This window comes from Ellagibacter sp. (assembly GCF_048412355.1).
GTDB lineage: Bacteria > Actinomycetota > Coriobacteriia > Coriobacteriales > Eggerthellaceae > Ellagibacter.
This window is the reverse complement of sequence record NZ_DBFSAP010000048.1, coordinates 102,154-119,388: the sequence shown is the minus strand read 5'-3', so window position 1 is coordinate 119,388 and position 17,235 is coordinate 102,154. Positions and strand designations below refer to the sequence as shown.

Sequence of the window (17,235 nt, the reverse complement as noted above, 5' to 3'; positions counted from 1 at the left end):
CTTTTCCTCCATGCTTCTTCCTTTCTCTCGGGAGGGCCTTCGGCCCTCGCCTCCAGAAAGGAATTCTCGAACTCAGCCGGACATGTCCGGCTGAGTTCGAGAACGAAACTTAAGTGTTCGGATGAACTTGCAAATTAACCCGTCCCCATTGTGTTCTACGCTGTTTCGAAATGATGCCGCATAACGTACAAATTCGGGATGCTTTGATTTATAATCGACCGTTAGGAGTACGCTCTGCGAAAGGCGCAGAAGCGGCATCATCGAACACGAACTGGGAGGCTTATATGCTCAAAGCAATCATCGTCGACGACGAGGCCCCCGCGCGCTCCGAATTGAAATTCCTGCTCGACGAACTTGGCCAGACCGAGGTTGTTGCCGAGGCGGCTAGTGTGCGCGAGGCTATCGAAAAGCTCAAAGAGTACCCCTGCGATGTCATGTTCCTCGACGTGAACATGCCGGAAGCCACTGGCTTGCAACTGGCCGAGGCGCTGCAGCATCTGAAATTCCCGCCCGCGGTGGTGTTCGTCACCGCCTACAGTGAGCATGCGCTCGACGCGTTCAAGGTGAACGCCATCGATTACCTGGTGAAACCGGTCGAGACAGAGCGCCTCTCCCAGGCGCTTGCGCGCGTCCGCGAGCACGTTTCGCTGCATGTGCAGGCCCAGAAGTCCGAGCGCATCCCCGTGGAAAAGGGCGGCAAGAAGATCCTCATCGGCATCGATAAGATTCGCTTCGTCATGGCGCGCGATGATTACGCATACCTGCAAACCGACACGGACCGCTATTTCTCCACGGTGAGCTTGGCCCAGCTCGAGAAGCGTTTGGACGGCCACGGGTTCTTCCGTGTGCATCGCGGGTACCTGGTGAACCTTTCCATGGTTGAGGAAATCGAATCGGTCTCCGGCGGCACGCTGCTGCTCACGCTGAACGGCGTGGAAGAGAAGATCCCCGTAAGCCGCAGACGCGTGAGCGCGCTGAAGAAGGCGTTGGGGCTGTAGGCGGTAGGGCTCCTGCAGCAGGTTCCTTGATTGAGTCAAAAGCGCTCGTCGCGTTTGCGGCGGGCGTTTTTTGCGCACGGTGGACGTGGCTGCGGGTGCGCCTGCTCTAGAAAGCAAGCTACTGCGAGCTGGACAAGAGTGGGACAGGGAAAGCGCGGACAAGAGTGCGTCCGTGCAATGTCGAGGGCGAAATCGCACCCCAGATGGCGATTCTCTCTGGGATTTCGACCCGTTCCCCCACTTGTCCATAACTCCATCACAGGGTTCGAGGATAATTCAAGTCGTGCGTGCCTTTGAGGGGGCCTACACGATACCGAAAGAAGGTTCACATGCTGACAAGCGACATGGAAAAGTTATACCCTTCTGCGAAAACGCTTGTGAAGGAATGCGTCGCCAGCCGCGTGCTGGCCAAGGACGCATCGCTTTATGATTTCTCCGACGGTGCGCGCGAAACCGCCGAGAACTTTATGGGCTGGGTCGATTTGGGCATGCGCCCGCAGTGCGACCTCGCGAAAGTTCAGCGCTTTGCCGACGATGTGGTGGCGAGCGGCATCAAGACCGTCGTCCTCATCGGCCAGGGCGGATCCACGCAAGCGCCCATGACCATCACAAAATACAACAAGTCCGACACGGTTCGGGCAAACCGCGTCTCGTTCAAGACGCTCGATTCCGATTCTCCCGTGCGCGTGCGCGAGCTGCTTGCCGACTGCGACCCTGCGACGACGCTCGTCATCGTGTCCTCGAAGTCGGGCGGCACTATCGAGCCGCGCCTGCTCTCCTCTGCGCTGCGCGACGCCCTCGAAGCGCAGGCACCGGAAATCAACTTCGCGAACCACCTGGTCGCTATCACCGATCCTGGCTCGCAGCTCGAGCGCCAGGCGCACGAAGAGGGCTGGCTGGCCGTCTTCAACGGCGAGCCCACCGTCGGCGGGCGCTTCTCCGCGCTGTCGATCTTCGGCCTTCTGCCCGCAGCACTCGCTGGCATCGACCTGGAGCAGTTCATCGCCCACGCGAAGGACGCCGAAGAGCGCTGCAGCGAGGATTCCATCGACAACCCGGCGATCAACCTCGCCGCGTTTCTTTACGACAACTATCTCAAGGGCCGCAACAAGTTCTCGTTCCTCACGCCGAAGCGCGGGCGCGTCTTGGGCCTTTGGATCGAGCAGCTCGTCGCCGAGTCGCTTGGCAAGGAGGGGCAGGGCATCCTGCCGAACATCGAGGTCGATTCGCTCCTGCTCGCGCGCGATGCAGGCGATCGCAGCGTCATCATGTATCAGACGAAGACCGACTTGTGGGACGAGCGCAAGAACTTCGAGATGAGCCTCGCCTATATCGACCCGGCCATCCCGCGCCTGAACTTCAAGATTGACTCTGCGCTTGAGCTCGCTGAACACTTCGTGATGTGGGAATACGCCATCGCGATGTGCGGCTACCTCATGCGCGTGTGCCCGTTCGACCAGCCCGACGTCGCGTCGGCGAAGGCCGAGGTTCTAAAGATTCTCGCCGAGGGCCAGCCCGAGCCCGATTTCGTGCAGGATTTCATCGGCGATGTGCACATGGGCGAGGTCGAGGTGCGCTTGGCCCCGTGCTTTAAGGACTGCACCGACGTGCGAGCTGTCCTGCGGGCGCTGCTCGGCAGCATCCAGCCGGGCGATTTCTTCGCGCTGAACGCGTTTCTGCCGTTCACGGGCGAGGGACGCCGCGAGGCGCTCGAGGACATCCGCCACGGAGTGGGCGAATCGCGCCACGTCGCGTCGTGTCTGGAAGTGGGCCCGCGCTACCTGCACTCCACCGGCCAGCTGCAAAAAGGCGGCCCGAACTGCGGTGTGTTCCTCATTTTGTCGGCCGACGAGCTGAAAGACATCCCGCTCAAGCGCGAGGCGGAAAGTCTGGGCGCGCTTGCGAAGGCGCAGGCGTCGGGAGATTTGCTCACGCTGGCGAGTCGCGGTCGACGGTGCGTGCACCTGCATCTCCCCGACAACTCGGGAGTGACGCTGCGCGCGCTTGCCGCCGTCATTCGCGAGATCCTGGCCGAGCTGTAGGTTCCTGCTGATTTGCGCCGCGCCCGTCGCAAGAGGGGCGCGGCTTTCTGTATTGTCTGAGTTTTTGAGGGTGAGAAGCATGATCGAGGCGCTCGATATTCATGTGACGGGAATCGTCCAAGGGGTCGGGTTTCGTCCCTTTGTCTACCGAATGGCGAAAAAATACCTGATCAATGGATGGGTCTTGAACGCGGCGGACGGCGTGAACATCCATGCGGAAGGGGAGAGCCGCCTGCTCGACGAGTTCGTGATCGAGCTTTCCGAGAACGCTCCCGCGGCGGCGCAGGTGAAGGAAATTGAGCTTAAGGAAGTGCCCCTCCAAAACTTCGACTCGTTCGAGATTCGCTTCTCGGACGATGCTGCGGTGCGGGAGACCACGCTCGTGTCGGCTGATTTGGCCACCTGCGACGACTGCGCGGCGGAACTGTTCAACCCGAACGACCGCCGCTTCCGCTACCCCTTCATCAACTGTACCAATTGCGGGCCTCGCTTCACCATCATCGACGCGCTTCCCTACGATCGCGTGAGCACGTCCATGAAAGATTTCACCATGTGCGAGCGTTGCGCCGCCGAATACGCCGACCCGCTCGACCGCCGCTTCCACGCGCAGCCGGACGCGTGCTTCGAGTGCGGCCCGCACCTCTCCCTGGCGTGGCGCCCCGACTGCGAGGCGACGCCGGGCGAGGACTTCCCGACGCGCGGGGCGGGAGACATGCCCTCCGATGCGCTTCCCGATGGCTGGCGCATCACCTGGGGAAAGACGCGCGAGACCTCGGATGCCCTCATCGCGCGGGCGGTCGAGCTGCTGTGTGTCGGACAAGTTGTGGCCGTGAAGGGGCTTGGTGGGTTCCACCTGGTGTGCGATGCGCGCAACGCCGGGGCGATCGCTCGGCTTCGCGAGGGAAAGCGCCGCGGCGGCAAGCCGTTCGCGGTCATGATGGCGAACGCCGAGGCGGCGCGCAGCGTCTGTGAGGTGACGCCCGAGGAAGAGAAGGCGCTCTCCGATCCGGCGCGTCCGATCGTGCTGCTGAAGAAGCGCCCAGGCGTGGCGCTTGCTGCGGGCCTTGCCGACAAGCTGCCCGAGCTCGGCGTCATGCTCCCCGCCACCCCGGTGCAGCTCCTCTTGCTGCACGATTTTGCCCGCGCCCTTGAGGAAATGGGCGTCCCTGAACCTCCGATGCTTGTGATGACCTCGGGAAATATCCACGATGAGCCGATCGTTACCGACGATGCCGAAGCACGCGGGAAGCTCGGCGGCATCGCGTGCGCCGTGCTGGGCAACGACCGCGCCATCCTTTCGCGCTACGACGACTCGGTGGTTCGCATCATTTCGGCGGGTTCTGCGGGCGCTGCCGTGCAAGTGATCCGCCGTGCGCGCGGGTTTGCGCCCGTGCCGTTGAAGCTGGCGCAGGCGAGCACCAACCCAGAGGCTGCCGCAGTCCCGGAGGATGCCGCGGCCCCCGAGGCGACTGGCGCCGCCGGCTATGAGGGTTCTCCCGAAACTGCAGGCCATGAAGCTGCGGTCGCCCCGGTGCTCTTCGCGGCAGGCTCGGAGCAGAAAAGTACCTTCGCTTTCGTCCGCGGTTCGGAGGCGTTCGTCTCCCAGCATGTGGGCGATCTGGAAAACGCTGAAGCTTTCGATGCCTGGCTCGACGCGAAAAGCCGCTTCGAGAAGCTTTTCGAGCTGCGCGCGACACGCCTTGCCTGCGACGCGCACCCCGAGTATCTCGCTTCGAAATGGGCGCGCGAGCAGGCGAGAAAGCTCGATATCCCGCTGGTCGAGGTGCAGCATCACCATGCGCACATCGCTTCGGTCATAGGCGAGAACGGCCTTTCGGGCGCGGTGTGCGGAATCGCCTTCGACGGAACGGGGTTCGGTGCGGACGGCTCTATCTGGGGCGGGGAAGTGCTGCTCGCAAACGCGCAGGCCTATGAGCGGTTCGCGAACTTCGCCTACGTTCCCATGCCGGGCGGTGCCGCCTGCGTGAAAAATCCTTTGCGCATGGCGTACGGCGTTCTGTGGGAGTTCGACCTGCTCGAGCATCCGGCGGCCAAGCGGGTACTCGATGCGCTCGGCGAGCAGGCCGACCTTTGCGACCAGATGATCGAGCGAGGCTTGAACACGCCGATGACCTCGTCGGTCGGCCGTCTTTTCGACGCGGCGAGCGCCATCTTGGGGATATGCGAGCACCCGACCTACGAAAGCGAGGCGGCGGTTCTCTTGGAGGCTGCCATGGGGCCGGCCGCATCTCCTGACGGTGGTTCGACCGACGAGGCGGGCGTCAACGGCCGTTACTCGGTCGCCATCACGAAGAACACCGCGACGTCGAAGTCGACCGCCCAAGACACGTCGGTCCTGCTCTTCGACGCGGTGCCCACCTTCAAGGCGCTTCTCGACGACATGCAGGCGGGCATCCCCGCAGCGACCATCGCCCGCCGCTTCCACGGTGCCTTCGTGGAAGCCATCGTGAACGCGGCGAAGCTTGCGTACAGCGTTTACGGCGTGTCCACGGTGGCGCTCTCGGGCGGCGTGTTCATGAACCGCTTCATAATCGAGCATGCGCTCGCGGCTTTGCAGGACGAGGGCTTCACCGTTGCCGTCAATCGTGAGCTGCCGCCCAACGACGGATGCATCTCCTACGGCCAGGCTGTGATAGCATGTGCGCAAGACGAGACGACGCACGACGAGTAAAAAAGGACTGAGTGCCTATGTGTTTGGCAATACCCGCGTTGATCACGGAAAAGAAATCGGACAATTTGGCGACGGCCGAAATTCTCGGCGTCACGCGCGAGGTGGCGCTTGATCTCACGCCGCAGGCGAACGTCGGCGACTACGTGTTGGTGCATGCCGGCTTCGCTATCGAAGTTGTCGATGCTGATTATGCAAAAGAAACCATTGAACTGGTCAAACAGCTTGAGGATGTCGCCGTATGAGCGTCTTGGAGGATGCCGCCGACATCGATTTCTCGGCGTTTAAAGACCCGAAGCTCGCGCGCGGCCTCATCGAGACCATCCACCGCCTTGCGCCCGAGCACGCGACGCTCATGGAGGTGTGCGGCACGCATACCGTGGCAATCGCACGCAATGGCATTCGCGATTTGATGCCTGAAGGGCTTCGCCTGGCGTCGGGCCCCGGGTGTCCCGTTTGCGTCACGTGCAACCGCGACATCGACACGGTGATTGCGCTCTCGCGCATCCCGAACGTCACGATCACCACCTTCGGCGACATGACGCGCGTCCCCGGGTCCACTTCGAGTTTGCTTGCGGAGCAGGCCGCGGGCCGCTCGGTCGAGATCGTCTATTCGCCCCTCGACGCGCTCGCCTTTGCGAAGGCGCATCCCGAGCGGGAGGTCGTCTTCGTGGGCGTTGGCTTCGAGACGACGACGCCGCTTGTGGCCATGGCCATCAAGCGCGCAAAGGCCACGGGGCTTTCCAACTTCACCGTGTTCGCGGCGCACAAGAACATGCCCGGTGCGTTGGAGCTGCTCGTGGGCGACCCCACGCTCGAGCTCGACGCGCTCATCCTCCCCGGTCATGTGAGCACCATCATCGGCGCCGAGCCGTACCGCTTCCTGGCGGAGAAATACGGCATTCCTGGCGTGATCACCGGATTTGAGCCGGTCGACGTGCTTCAGGGCATTGCCATGCTCGTGCGGCAGCTGCACGAGGGTCGTGCCGAAATCGAGATTGCGTACGCGCGCGGCGTCATGCCTGAGGGAAACCCCGTGGCCCTCGCCGCGATTGACGAGGTGTTCGAAACCTGCACGGCCACGTGGCGCGGCTTGGGCGATATCCCCGGCTCGGGGTATCGCATCCGCGAGGAATTCGCCGACTTCGACGCGGTTCGCCGTTTCGAGCCCGATGTCGAGCCGACGCACGACCCGAAGGGATGTCGCTGCGGCGACGTGTTGCGAGCTCGCATGGCTCCTAACGAATGCCCGCTGTTCCGCACGATCTGCACGCCGGAGAACCCGGTGGGGCCTTGCATGGTGTCGAGCGAAGGCAGCTGTGCGGCGTACTACCGGTATTACTAAAGTTAGCTACAGCTAAGACCTTCCCCGTTACCCTTCGCGCTGTGGTACCATAGAAAAAAGCGCTGATTGGAGGATGGAAATGGAAAAAGTCTCCATGTCGCATGAGGATTACCTTGAGGCTATCGTCATGCTGGGTGGAACGACCGAGAACTCTGTGCGCTCGGTCGATATCGCGAACAAACTGGGGGTTTCCAAGGCCTCTGTCAACAAGGCGATGAACGCCCTGAAGGAAAAGGGTTTCGCCGATCAGCCCTATTACGGCGACGTCACGCTGACGGAAGACGGCTATCGCTATGGTGCGGCGGTGCTCGAGCGCCACGAGCTTCTGCGCAAGTTCCTCACCAAGGTTTTGGGCATTCCCGAGGACACGGCCGAAGAGGAAGCGTGCTTGATGGAGCACGCCATCAGCGACGAGTCCTTCAAGAAATGGAATTCTTATATCAAGCAGCTTGACCTTTAAGGGCCCTATCGCCACTGCCCGTTTTTCCTAGATACGAATCTGAGCTGTTCAGCGGGCCGAGGGCAAGGCAAAACACTGCAAAGCGCCGGCCGTTTTCCCACGTGCCGGCGCTTTGCTTGTGTGGTATCCTGCGAAGAGCTTCTTGCATTACACACACTCTTATCAAACCACGATGCACTAAGGGGCCATTCGTTGACACAGCAGGCGAAAATCCTTTCGTTTGACAAGGCACGGCGCGCGCAAGGCGACCGCTCGCACTCACTCGATTCTTCTCGATACGCAACGCGCGATGCGCGCTCTTCCCGAACGGGGTATTCCTCCCGCGAGCGCTCGGGGGCATATGCGGCTGCCCGTACGCGTCGGGACTCCGACTATGCCGCTCGCGCAGCGGAGCGCTTGCGCTATTCCGAAGACGACGTTCGCGACGTCCGCTCGCGCTATGCGGGCGAGGGAACCCGCGACGTCCGCTCGCACTCGCGCGATTCGCGGCGCTCCGCTTCCGACAGGGGGCCCATCGGCGGGCGCGCATATTCCTCGCAATCCCGAGACGCTTATGCGAACAGCCGTCTTGCCTGGGACGATTCCCTTGAAGAGGAGAACCCCGAGCAAGCTGAGCACGAGCCCGAAACGCTTTCTCGCTTCGAGAAGCTCAAGCGCAAGCACGCGAAAGACAAGGCTGATCGCAAGTTCGCGCGCCAGTACGGCGGCGGTGGCGACGCTGCGCCTGGAGAAGGCGGCTCGCGCGCTGCGGTGTACAAAGGGGAAATGGGCTCGGCGCATCGCCGCTCATCCCGCATGCAGAACGAGGAATCGTCGTCCGCATCGCGGCGCACCCGCGGCGGCGATTCTCAAAAACCAGCCTCGCGCCTCGTGAGGAAGCCTTGGTTCATCGTAACCGCGGTCACGGCGTTTTGCCTGGTGTTCACCGTGTCGTTCCTCTATCCTTCAGCGGCGCAGCTCTACCATTCCGTGCGAGAGCGCGACCAGCTCCAGGCGGAATATGCCGCCATCGAGCAGCGCAACGACTCGATTCAGGCGACGGTCGACGCGCTTTCGACCGATGCGGGCGTGGAAGATCGCGCCCATCAGGAGTTCGGCTGGGTCTCGAAGGGCGAGAACGCCGTCACCGTGTACGGCCTCGACCTCGATGACGACTCGACGTTCACGGCAAGCGTCGTGCCTGGCAGCATCCCCGCTCCCGAGACGTGGTACTCTAAGCTGCTCGATCCGATCTTCGGGGAGAAATAATGCGCTGCGGGCGGTATGCCGCAATCGACATTGGGACGGTGACGTGCCGCATGCTCGTTGTCGATGCGGACGAGTCGGGGCTCCACGAGCTCACGCGCGAATACGCCATCACCAACCTCGGCGAGGGGGTGGACGCAACGGGCGAGCTCAAGCCCGAGGCGATCGGCCGCGTCGTTCGAGCCATCGACGGGTTCCTCGCGGTGCGCGATTCGCTCTCGACGCCCGATCATCCGGTGATTCGCACCGTTGCGGTGGCGACATCGGCAGCTCGCGACGCGCGCAACGCCGCCGATTTCGCAGCGCGTCTGCGCGAGCGGGGCATCGAGCTTTCCGTCATCCCCGGATCCCGCGAGGCCGCGCTGTCGTTTTCGGGCGCCTCGATTGACTTTTCGGGCGAGCGCCTCATGGTGGTCGACGTGGGCGGCGGCTCGACCGAGGTCGTCATGGGAACGGGCGGCGCCGAGCCCTTGTGCGCGCACTCTTTCAACGTAGGATGTCGCCGGGTGACCGAGAAGTTCCTGGCGAGCGACCCGCCCGCGCCCGAAGAGCTTGCCCGGGCGCGCGCATGGATTCGCGAGCAGATGGCTTCCTGGTTCGCTGACCAGGCAAAAGAGGCGGCGTCGCTCGAACGTGTCATCGCGGTTGCGGGCACGGCAACAACCGTCGTCAGCATCCGCGAGCGCATGGAGACCTACGACTCCTCGCGCGTTCACAAGGCGCGGGTTTCTCGGCAGGATCTGCTCGAAGTGCACGAGCGCTTGGCTGCTCTGCCGCTTTCTGAACGAATGCAGGTGGTGGGGCTCGACCCCAAGCGCGCGCCCGTGATGGTCGCGGGGCTTCTCATCCTTCTCGAAGTGCTCGATTTCGCCGGCATTGATGCGTTTACGGTGAGCGAAACGGACATTCTGCATGGTATTACGCTCGCAGTCTCGCATGAGGCCTGCGAAAAATCGTGCTTGTGATAGGATTTGCACGAGCAAATCACGGGGGCGTGGCGGAATTGGCATACGCAGCGGACTTAAAATCCGCCGCCGCAAGGCTTGTGGGTTCGAGTCCCACCGCCCCTACCAGATGTTTGCTTCTGGAAACGTTCGATCTATGAAGACAGGCGATTTACCGACCGCATGGAAACCATCAACGACATCATCGCATTGACCGAGCAGCCCCCCACCTCTTTCGAGGAGTACCTGAGCTGTTACGCGTCCAAAATTGGGGACATCCTCAACGCCTACATTCCGTCGGGCTCGCATCCCGACATGGATCGCTATCTCTACGATCCCCTGAAGCGCTATAGCGAAAACGGCGGCAAGCGCCACCGCCCGCTCATCTGCTTCGCAGCATGTCGCGCGGTCGGCGGCAACATGGAGCTCGCCACGAGCGCTGCGGCGGCTATCGAGCATTTCCACACAGCGGCGCTCATCCACGACGACATCGCTGACGAGGCTGAGCTGCGCCGCGGCGAGCCCTGTCTGCACCTTACCGAGGGCATAGGACTTGCCATCAATATGGGAGACCTTGCGTTGTCCCTGGTCAACGGTACGGTAATCAATGATCCGCTGTTGAGCGACGCGGTGAAGGTGCGTGTGGTCAGCGAGCTGATCGAAATGACGCGCCGCACGATCGAGGGGCAGGCGCTCGATATCGGATGGGCGCGCGACGGTCGCTACGACATCACGCCCGAGGATTACCTGGTCATGGCGACGCACAAGACCGCGCACTATTCGGGCGCTGTGCCTTTAGCGGTCGGCGCTATCGTGGGCGGTGGCACCGAGCAGCAGATCGAGGCGCTGCGCTCCTACGGCCTCGACACAGGGCTCGCTTTCCAGATTCAAGACGATTTGCTGAACCTCATCGGCAGCGAGGAATCCACCAAGAAGGATTTCCGCAGCGACATCACCGAGGGCAAGCGCACGCTCATGGTCGTCCATGCGTTGCAGAACTCCCCGAAGCGCGAGCGCCTGATCGAGATTCTCTCCTCGAAGGAGAAAGATCCCGCCGTCCTCGCCGAGGCGGTGGACATCATGGTCGAGTCCGGGTCCATCGAATATGCGCGCACCTACGCGGAAAACCTGACGAGCATCGCCAAGAATCGCCTGGTCGACCTTGTCGAGCCGTCCGATTCGCTGAAGCTGCTCATCTCCATGGCCGATTGGTTCGTCAACAGATTGAAGTAGGCGGTTCTCATGGATAGGATCAAACGAAACGACAAAGGGCCGGCGGTCGAGGACGTGCAGCAGCGCCTCGTCGCTGCCGATTGCCTTGAGGAAGGCGCCGTGAGCGGTGTCTTCGACGACGCGACGGTCGCCGCGGTGCGCGCCTTCTGCGTGAAGTCGGGCCTTCCTGCAGCTGAAGAGGTCGACGAGAAGGTGTGGTCGGCGCTCGTCGACGCGACGTTCTCCCTGGGCGATCGCACGCTCTACCTGCGCATGCCGTACTTCCATGGTCGCGATGTGCGCGAGCTGCAGCAGGTGCTTTCCGCGCTCGGGTTCGCCTGCGGCGTGATCGACGGCATCTTCGGGGCCCATACCGAAGACGCGCTGCGCAAGTTCCAGCTCAATCTGGGCCTTCCTTCCGATGGCATCGCGGGCGCGTACACGTATGCCGCGATCCAGAACCTGCACCATTCGTGGGTCGGCAAGGCAGCCATCCACGAGATCGTCCACCTCGGATTCGCGCGTGCGGCGGGAGTGCTCGAGCGGAACGCGCTGTGCCTGTTCGGTACCGAGGAGTTCGCCCGCAGCGTCGCGTCGCGCATGTCGAACCTCTCACTTGCCACGAACCCGCAGTCGAAGATTCTCTCTGCGGACTCGCTTCTTGTTGCGCCTGACGAGTCTATGCTGCTGGTGCACATCGTGCTTCCCGAGGAAGAGGCCGTGCAGAAGGTGCCGCGCGTGAGCTACGAGGACGAGGCCACGCTGCCGCTTCGCTTGGAGCAGGCCATCGCCGCAGCTCGCAAGGCGACGCCGCGCCGTATCGCCATCGAGCTTCCTGGCCGCGTGTGGGAAGACGCGGGCGAGGGCCGCAGCGCCCAGCATTTCGCGATCACCCTGCTCGACGCCTTGTGCACCGCGCTTTCCCAAAGCGAGCGCTCCGCCTAAGCGTTGACGCTCGGCGTGCGTCTTGCGGGGAAGGGCTAAAGCATCTCGCGTGAGCGAGGGTTCGTCCCAAAACAACCGAAGAAACCAAATGAGGGCCGCCTGAGTGCGGCCCTCTTGTTGCGCGAGGCGGGAAACGCCGGCGTGCCTCTTTCCTGCCTCGCGAGGCGGCGGGGCACTACCGGCGTGTCTCTCTCCTGTTGTGCCGGGGACGGGCTTGCCTGCGCGCGGTGCCCTCGCCGTATCGGAAACGAGCAGTGGGCGTGCACCTCTCCTGTTGTACCGAAAACGGGACATCCAGACGTTTGAGTGCCTTGGTGAGTCGGGAATTCGACCAACAATCTACCTGGGATTTCAAGTAAAACCTGAAATTCGCCGCATTTTAGGGAATTCCCCCTTGCCTTACTGACATCATGCATGACATAATGCCCGACAGTTGCCTGAATAACAAGGGAACTTTTCACGAGGATGTTGGAAACCGAAGAACGTTATGACGTCGCACGTTTTCGCTCTCAGTCTTGCGTCGGGCGGGTTGGCTGCCTGTGGAGGCGAGGCGAACGGCGCTGCCGCATTCTTCTCCCGCAAGCGAGTTGGGGCGAAGCGGCATTGAGCCGCCTGTTGCATTGGCGGGCATTACGAAAGGGCGTGGAACGTAAAGGCGTCAATTGCTATTTGCGCATCCATCAATTGGGCAGGTGAACAGGGGTGCGCAGCATATAATCGAATAGAGTCCTGAACGGCTCTTGGCGATTCCCGGCAACAACATCGAGAAGATGTTCGATCGATCTAAAACGGACGAGGAACGAACCAAAAGGGGACATTATGGTTTCAAAGGCAGAGGCGCCCACGGAAGAAGAGCGCGAGCATCTTACCCCGATGCAGGAGCGCCTGCTCGGCTATATTGCCTTCCGGACCGTCGGTCGAGATGGGACGAGCGAATCGAAGCGCCAGCTTGCCGAGCACCTTCGCAGCAGCACGAAGACGGTCGACCGAGCGATTACCCGCCTGTGCAACGAGGGCTACATCGAGGTGGAGGAGAATCTCCTTCCCGATGGCCGGCAAGGCGCCAACACGTATCGACTGAGTAGATAACGAGCAGCTTGCTTGCTCCGCGCGCTTCGTCGCAAGTTTTCCTAGGGCTCGAATTCTCCCGTCTCTTGTGTGCTTTTCCCTTGCCGCGCGCTGCCTCCCGTGCGCTTTCTCGTGCGCCCCTCTCGCCTTCCCGCTGCGAGCTGCCTTCCGTCGCCCTTTCCCTCTCCACGAGCCTTCCCGTCCTGCGCTTTCCCGCCGCGTCGCAATCTGCATCTTACGTGCGGATGAACTTCGTGACCTGGCGGGAGTGCTACAATGTGCGGGTTTTACAGACGGTTCAACTGCACGAAAGAGGGAGTCAACATGGCACGTCCCATGACCATGGCGGAAAAGATTCTGGCCGCCCATGCGCATCTCGATGAAGTGGAGCCGGGGCAGCTGATCGAATGCGATCTCGACCTCGTGCTTTCCAACGACATCACGTCGCCCATCGCGATCAAGAACTTCAAGAAGATCGGCGTCGAGAAGGTGTTCGACCCGACCAAGATCGCCCTGGTGCCCGACCACTACGTTCCCAACAAGGACATCAAGAGCGCCGAGCAGGCCAAGCAGGTGCGCGAATTCGCCCGCGAGCAGGGCATCACGCACTATTACGAAGTCGGCTGCATGGGCGTCGAGCATGCGCTTCTGCCTGAGCAGGGCGTTGTGGGCGCGGGCGACCTCATCATCGGCGCCGACTCCCACACCTGCACCTATGGTGCGCTCGGCGCATTCTCCACGGGCGTCGGCTCCACCGATGCCGCGGTCGGCTATGCCACCGGCAAGGCGTGGTTCAAGGTGCCCGAGACGCTGCTCTTCAAGATCGACGGCGAGCTCAACCCGGGCGTTACCGGCAAGGACATCATCCTCTACATCATCGGCATGATCGGCGTCGACGGCGCGCTGTACAAGGCGATGGAGTTCACGGGCAGCGCCATCCGCAGCCTGTCGATGGACCAGCGCCTTTCCATCTCCAACATGGCGATCGAAGCTGGCGGCAAGGCCGGCCTCATCGAGGTGGACGACATCACGCGCGCCTACATGGACGGCCGCACCGAGCGCCCCTACACCGAGTATCATTCCGACCCCGACGCGAAGTACGCGAAGGTGTACGAGATCAAGGCGTCCGACATTCCGCCGACGGTCGCGTTCCCGCATCTGCCATCGAACACGCGCCCGGTCGCCGAGGCCCGCGATGTGAAGATCGACCAGTCCGTCATTGGCAGCTGCACGAACGGTCGCTTGGAAGACATGCGCCAGGCCGCGGCCGTGCTCAAGGACCGCAAGGTTCACCCCGACGTGCGTTGCATCGTGATTCCCGCCACCCAGCAGGTGTACAAGCAGTGCATCGCCGAGGGGCTCATGGATATCTTTCTCGACGCCAACTGCGCGGTGTCCACGCCGACGTGCGGCCCGTGCCTGGGTGGTTATATGGGCATCCTCGCCGCAGGTGAGCGCTCGATTTCCACCAGCAACCGCAACTTCGTCGGCCGCATGGGCGACCCGACGAGCGAGGTCTATCTCTCCTCACCGGCCGTTGCCGCGGCGAGCGCCGTCTTAGGGCACATCGGCCTGCCGGAAGATTTGGACTAACGGGAAGGGAAGGTTCCACTCATGCATTTCAAGGGTACCGCGCATCGCTACGGGCGCGACATCGACACCGACGTCATCATTCCGGCCCGCTACCTGAACTCCTCCGAGCCCGAGTGGCTCGCACAGCATTGCCTGGAGGATTTGGACGCCGACTTCGTGAAGAAGGTCAAGAAGGGCGACATTATCGTTGCCGAGGAGAACTTCGGCTGCGGCAGCTCGCGCGAGCATGCGCCGATCGCCATCAAGGCGGCGGGCGTCGACGTGGTCATCGCGAAGAGCTTCGCGCGCATCTTCTACCGCAACTCGATTAACACGGGCCTCGCCATCATGGAGTGCCCCGAGGCGGTCGATGCTATCAAGCAGGGCGACGTTGTGGATGTCGACGCCGACGCGGGCGTCATCACGAACACCACGACGGGCGAGACCTTCAAGGCGCAGCCGTTCCCGCCATTCATCCGCGAGATTATCGAGGAAGGCGGCCTTATCAACCGCACAAAGAAGGTGCTGGGGAAGTAAAAGAGAAAGCCGATGCCGAGGAGGCGGCGCAGGGCGTCGACACCTCTAATCTTGCCGCCGCCCAGAAGAAGCACGATGAGCTGAAACAGTCCTACGACGAGCTCGTCGAGCAGCGCGACGCCATTCGGGACGAGCAGTAGCGCCTCTATGAGGACGCGATGGTGACACGCAGGGATTACGAGAATGCCCGTAAGAACGCCTCCAGGGAAAACACGAAGGTTAGTGACGACGAGGGCTATCTCAACCAGTAGCTTAACATGGACTGGGACTGGCTCCGGAGCTCCTCTGGGGTCGGTCCCTTCAGTTTAACTGGAACTTCTCGTTCCCCTGATTTCGAACTGCCTCACGCTTCCCAGATACGGGCGCCTCCCGTCTCTGGAGAGGGTAAGATTTATACGTTCTGAATAAGCATCGGCGTCCTTGAGTAGCTTGACCTCGTCTTCGTTTTCAAGAAGCATTTGCTTCTTGTTGCCGCACACGCAGCAATCGTCTCTCTCTACGTTAATCTGACCACATGCGCAGACCCACCATGTTTCGTTGCGGATGATTCTACGTTCCGCGAAAAATGATAAGAGCGAAGAAAAGGATGATGATAGAAGACGGTATAACCATGACTGACCCCTTAAACTTCCTATGCTTTTGCGACAATCGGAAGAGTTTTCGTTTGCGCTGATGTTCTTCCTGGCAGTAGGTTATCGGGGGGCTTGTCGATGATTGTTTTCGGCTACTCTTCTGGCCAGAGGATTTCGCTGCGTAGATAGTCTCCTAAGTGCGGCGTGGAGAAGCGCACGAGCCCATAACCTGCCGACTCGATGACGTGCTCACGAATGAGGCTGGCCCGATATTTTGCCGCCCAGCTTGTGGTTCTCCCGGTGCGCTCGGCAATATCGGAAACCTTCGACGGGGCATCGCCGTCTTTCGCCATCGCCTCTATGAAGAAACGCTGCGGACTGCGGAGGCCATAATACAATGGTGCGCATATCGCCTCGTAAAAGGCGAGCAGCGCGTCGGATTCCCCAGTTAAAACGTCGCAGCTCTCGATAATGCGCGATCCGCGCCGCTCGGCAGCACGCCACATGTAATACCCGACGAGTTGGATCATGTATGGATGCCCGCCCGCCTTCCTCGCGGCGTCGAGCGCTATCTCTTCAGGGATTTCCTTCCCAGACTTCGAGGCGACACTTGCATACGCATCTCGCACTTCAAGCAAGGGAATCTCCTTGAGAATGCGACGCTGGCTTCGCCTTAAAAACGTGAGGGCATCGTTTCCTGTAAGGTCGTCGACAATTGAAGGAAGGCCAGCGAAGGCGAATGCAACGCCCTTCTTTTCGCTATCAGGGGTGTTCGTCAAATCCTGATCTCGGATAACGTGTTGCAGGGCGGTTGCAAGCGCCACCATATCATCCGGTGAGGCGGCTTGCGCTTCGTCGATGGTGAACACGATGCCTTTCCCCGGTGCTTCTTTTTTCAGACGCTGATTTATCGCTTCGCGCAGGGTGAGGGCGCATTGCTCGGACGGGGCGAATGATGCTGCTCCTAAACTCGCACTCGCGATGCCCGGAATCGAAAACGAGGGTCCTATGTTCGCGCTTTTAAGTTTGAGTCCCTGAGGCGCCAGGGCGGCGACGATGCGGTCGCAAAGGCCGAAAGACGCAGTCTCGGAGACGACCGTCCAGCCTTGAGCGGTTGCAAGGCGGGCGAATTCGCTGAGCATGACCGTTTTCCCGTAGCCGCGCTGGCCGGTAATGAGCATGAGTCGTCCGGGCGCTCCAGCACCGTTTTCGAGCCCCTCCGCGAAATCGTCGATAATTGGCTGTCGGCCGATAAGCAGCGGGGGAATTTTTCCTGCGGTGGGTTTGAACGGGTTTTGAGTCAAGCGGGCCTCGCTTCGATTTTCTTTTCGTGATGAACGATTACTAAACTGTATCAAATTATACCAACTTCTACCAAACGCTACGATTTGAATTGACATACTTTGGGTGGATCGGACGTTATCTTTCCACAAATGCGGCAATGATTTTCTGCCCGATAACCAGTGTTCTGAAAAGCGAATATCAGAGTTATCTGATTTCCATGCAGGTAGTGCGATTCTCCGATACACTAATCACTCGGATTAGAACCATACAAACTTACTAGGGAAATACTGGCTGCCCCCCTGTCTCTGCGTGTGTAGCTCGC

General features: G+C 61.3%; 14 protein-coding genes and 1 tRNA gene. 14 read left to right on the top strand and 1 reads right to left on the bottom strand.

The features are described 5' to 3' along the window. Positions 1-284 precede the first annotated feature (284 nt). The 14 genes from ACMRQN_RS07585 to leuD all read left to right on the top strand — a co-directional run bounded on the left by ACMRQN_RS07585 (position 285) and on the right by leuD (position 15,057). Positions 285-998, top strand: coding sequence for a LytR/AlgR family response regulator transcription factor (locus ACMRQN_RS07585; protein ID WP_158050265.1), 714 nt, complete (start codon positions 285-287; stop codon positions 996-998). 329 nt (positions 999-1,327) lie between these two features. Then, positions 1,328-3,040 (top strand): glucose-6-phosphate isomerase, encoded by a 1,713-nt coding sequence (locus ACMRQN_RS07580; protein WP_418734471.1) that lies wholly within the window; start codon positions 1,328-1,330, stop codon positions 3,038-3,040. A 79-nt stretch (positions 3,041-3,119) separates the two neighbouring features. Then, on the top strand, positions 3,120-5,732 hold the full coding sequence (locus ACMRQN_RS07575) for a carbamoyltransferase HypF (protein WP_418734470.1): 2,613 nt from the start codon (positions 3,120-3,122) through the stop codon (positions 5,730-5,732). 17 nt (positions 5,733-5,749) lie between these two features. Further along, positions 5,750-5,974, top strand: a complete 225-nt coding sequence (locus ACMRQN_RS07570; RefSeq protein WP_158050267.1) for a HypC/HybG/HupF family hydrogenase formation chaperone — start codon at positions 5,750-5,752, stop codon at positions 5,972-5,974. Beyond that, a complete protein-coding gene (gene hypD / locus ACMRQN_RS07565) occupies positions 5,971-7,074 on the top strand; it encodes a hydrogenase formation protein HypD (RefSeq protein ID WP_418734469.1) in 1,104 nt (367 codons plus the stop codon). The genes ACMRQN_RS07570 and hypD overlap by 4 nt, the downstream gene beginning before the upstream one ends. Positions 7,075-7,153: 79 nt before the next feature. Beyond that, positions 7,154-7,534, top strand: coding sequence for a metal-dependent transcriptional regulator (locus ACMRQN_RS07560; protein ID WP_418734468.1), 381 nt, complete (start codon positions 7,154-7,156; stop codon positions 7,532-7,534). A 192-nt stretch (positions 7,535-7,726) separates the two neighbouring features. After that, entirely contained in the window at positions 7,727-8,782 is a 1,056-nt protein-coding gene (locus tag ACMRQN_RS07555) for an FtsB family cell division protein (protein ID WP_418734467.1), read from the top strand. Then, complete coding sequence (locus ACMRQN_RS07550) at positions 8,782-9,744, top strand: Ppx/GppA family phosphatase (RefSeq protein WP_418734466.1); 963 nt, start codon at positions 8,782-8,784, stop codon at positions 9,742-9,744. The genes ACMRQN_RS07555 and ACMRQN_RS07550 overlap by 1 nt, the downstream gene beginning before the upstream one ends. Before the next feature lie 23 nt (positions 9,745-9,767). After that, a tRNA-Leu gene (locus ACMRQN_RS07545) sits at positions 9,768-9,852 on the top strand. A gap of 54 nt (positions 9,853-9,906) precedes the next feature. Next, the gene (locus tag ACMRQN_RS07540) at positions 9,907-10,956 is read left to right on the top strand and encodes a polyprenyl synthetase family protein (protein WP_418734465.1); all 1,050 of its coding nucleotides are present in this window, start codon (positions 9,907-9,909) and stop codon (positions 10,954-10,956) included. 9 nt (positions 10,957-10,965) lie between these two features. Beyond that, a complete protein-coding gene (locus ACMRQN_RS07535; RefSeq protein WP_418734464.1) occupies positions 10,966-11,880 on the top strand; it encodes a peptidoglycan-binding domain-containing protein in 915 nt (304 codons plus the stop codon). A gap of 819 nt (positions 11,881-12,699) precedes the next feature. Next, positions 12,700-12,969: a hypothetical protein gene (locus tag ACMRQN_RS07530; RefSeq protein ID WP_418734463.1), complete on the top strand. Its 270-nt coding sequence runs from the start codon at positions 12,700-12,702 to the stop codon at positions 12,967-12,969. Between the two features lie 303 nt (positions 12,970-13,272). Beyond that, positions 13,273-14,541 (top strand): 3-isopropylmalate dehydratase large subunit, encoded by a 1,269-nt coding sequence (gene leuC, locus ACMRQN_RS07525; RefSeq protein WP_418734462.1) that lies wholly within the window; start codon positions 13,273-13,275, stop codon positions 14,539-14,541. Between the two features lie 21 nt (positions 14,542-14,562). Then, positions 14,563-15,057: a 3-isopropylmalate dehydratase small subunit gene (gene leuD, locus ACMRQN_RS07520; protein ID WP_329979410.1), complete on the top strand. Its 495-nt coding sequence runs from the start codon at positions 14,563-14,565 to the stop codon at positions 15,055-15,057. Between the two features lie 724 nt (positions 15,058-15,781). On the opposite strand, the gene ACMRQN_RS07515 is transcribed toward leuD, so the two are convergent. Beyond that, positions 15,782-17,029: an ATP-binding protein gene (locus tag ACMRQN_RS07515; protein WP_418734461.1), complete on the bottom strand. Its 1,248-nt coding sequence runs from the start codon at positions 17,027-17,029 to the stop codon at positions 15,782-15,784. Positions 17,030-17,235 lie beyond the last annotated feature (206 nt).

Excerpts from the sequence above, each read along its gene's own strand:
- ACMRQN_RS07580 (WP_418734471.1), top strand. The coding sequence starts at position 1,328 with ATGCTGACAAGCGACATGGAAAAGTTATACCCTTCTGCGAAAACGCTT.
- ACMRQN_RS07550 (WP_418734466.1), top strand. The coding sequence starts at position 8,782 with ATGCGCTGCGGGCGGTATGCCGCAATCGACATTGGGACGGTGACGTGC.
- leuD (WP_329979410.1), top strand. The coding sequence starts at position 14,563 with ATGCATTTCAAGGGTACCGCGCATCGCTACGGGCGCGACATCGACACC.
- ACMRQN_RS07585 (WP_158050265.1), top strand. The coding sequence starts at position 285 with ATGCTCAAAGCAATCATCGTCGACGACGAGGCCCCCGCGCGCTCCGAA.
- ACMRQN_RS07515 (WP_418734461.1), bottom strand. The coding sequence starts at position 17,029 with ATGTCAATTCAAATCGTAGCGTTTGGTAGAAGTTGGTATAATTTGATA.
- leuC (WP_418734462.1), top strand. The coding sequence starts at position 13,273 with ATGGCACGTCCCATGACCATGGCGGAAAAGATTCTGGCCGCCCATGCG.
- hypD (WP_418734469.1), top strand. The coding sequence starts at position 5,971 with ATGAGCGTCTTGGAGGATGCCGCCGACATCGATTTCTCGGCGTTTAAA.
- ACMRQN_RS07560 (WP_418734468.1), top strand. The coding sequence starts at position 7,154 with ATGGAAAAAGTCTCCATGTCGCATGAGGATTACCTTGAGGCTATCGTC.
- ACMRQN_RS07535 (WP_418734464.1), top strand. The coding sequence starts at position 10,966 with ATGGATAGGATCAAACGAAACGACAAAGGGCCGGCGGTCGAGGACGTG.
- ACMRQN_RS07530 (WP_418734463.1), top strand. The coding sequence starts at position 12,700 with ATGGTTTCAAAGGCAGAGGCGCCCACGGAAGAAGAGCGCGAGCATCTT.
- ACMRQN_RS07570 (WP_158050267.1), top strand. The coding sequence starts at position 5,750 with ATGTGTTTGGCAATACCCGCGTTGATCACGGAAAAGAAATCGGACAAT.
- ACMRQN_RS07575 (WP_418734470.1), top strand. The coding sequence starts at position 3,120 with ATGATCGAGGCGCTCGATATTCATGTGACGGGAATCGTCCAAGGGGTC.
- ACMRQN_RS07540 (WP_418734465.1), top strand. The coding sequence starts at position 9,907 with ATGGAAACCATCAACGACATCATCGCATTGACCGAGCAGCCCCCCACC.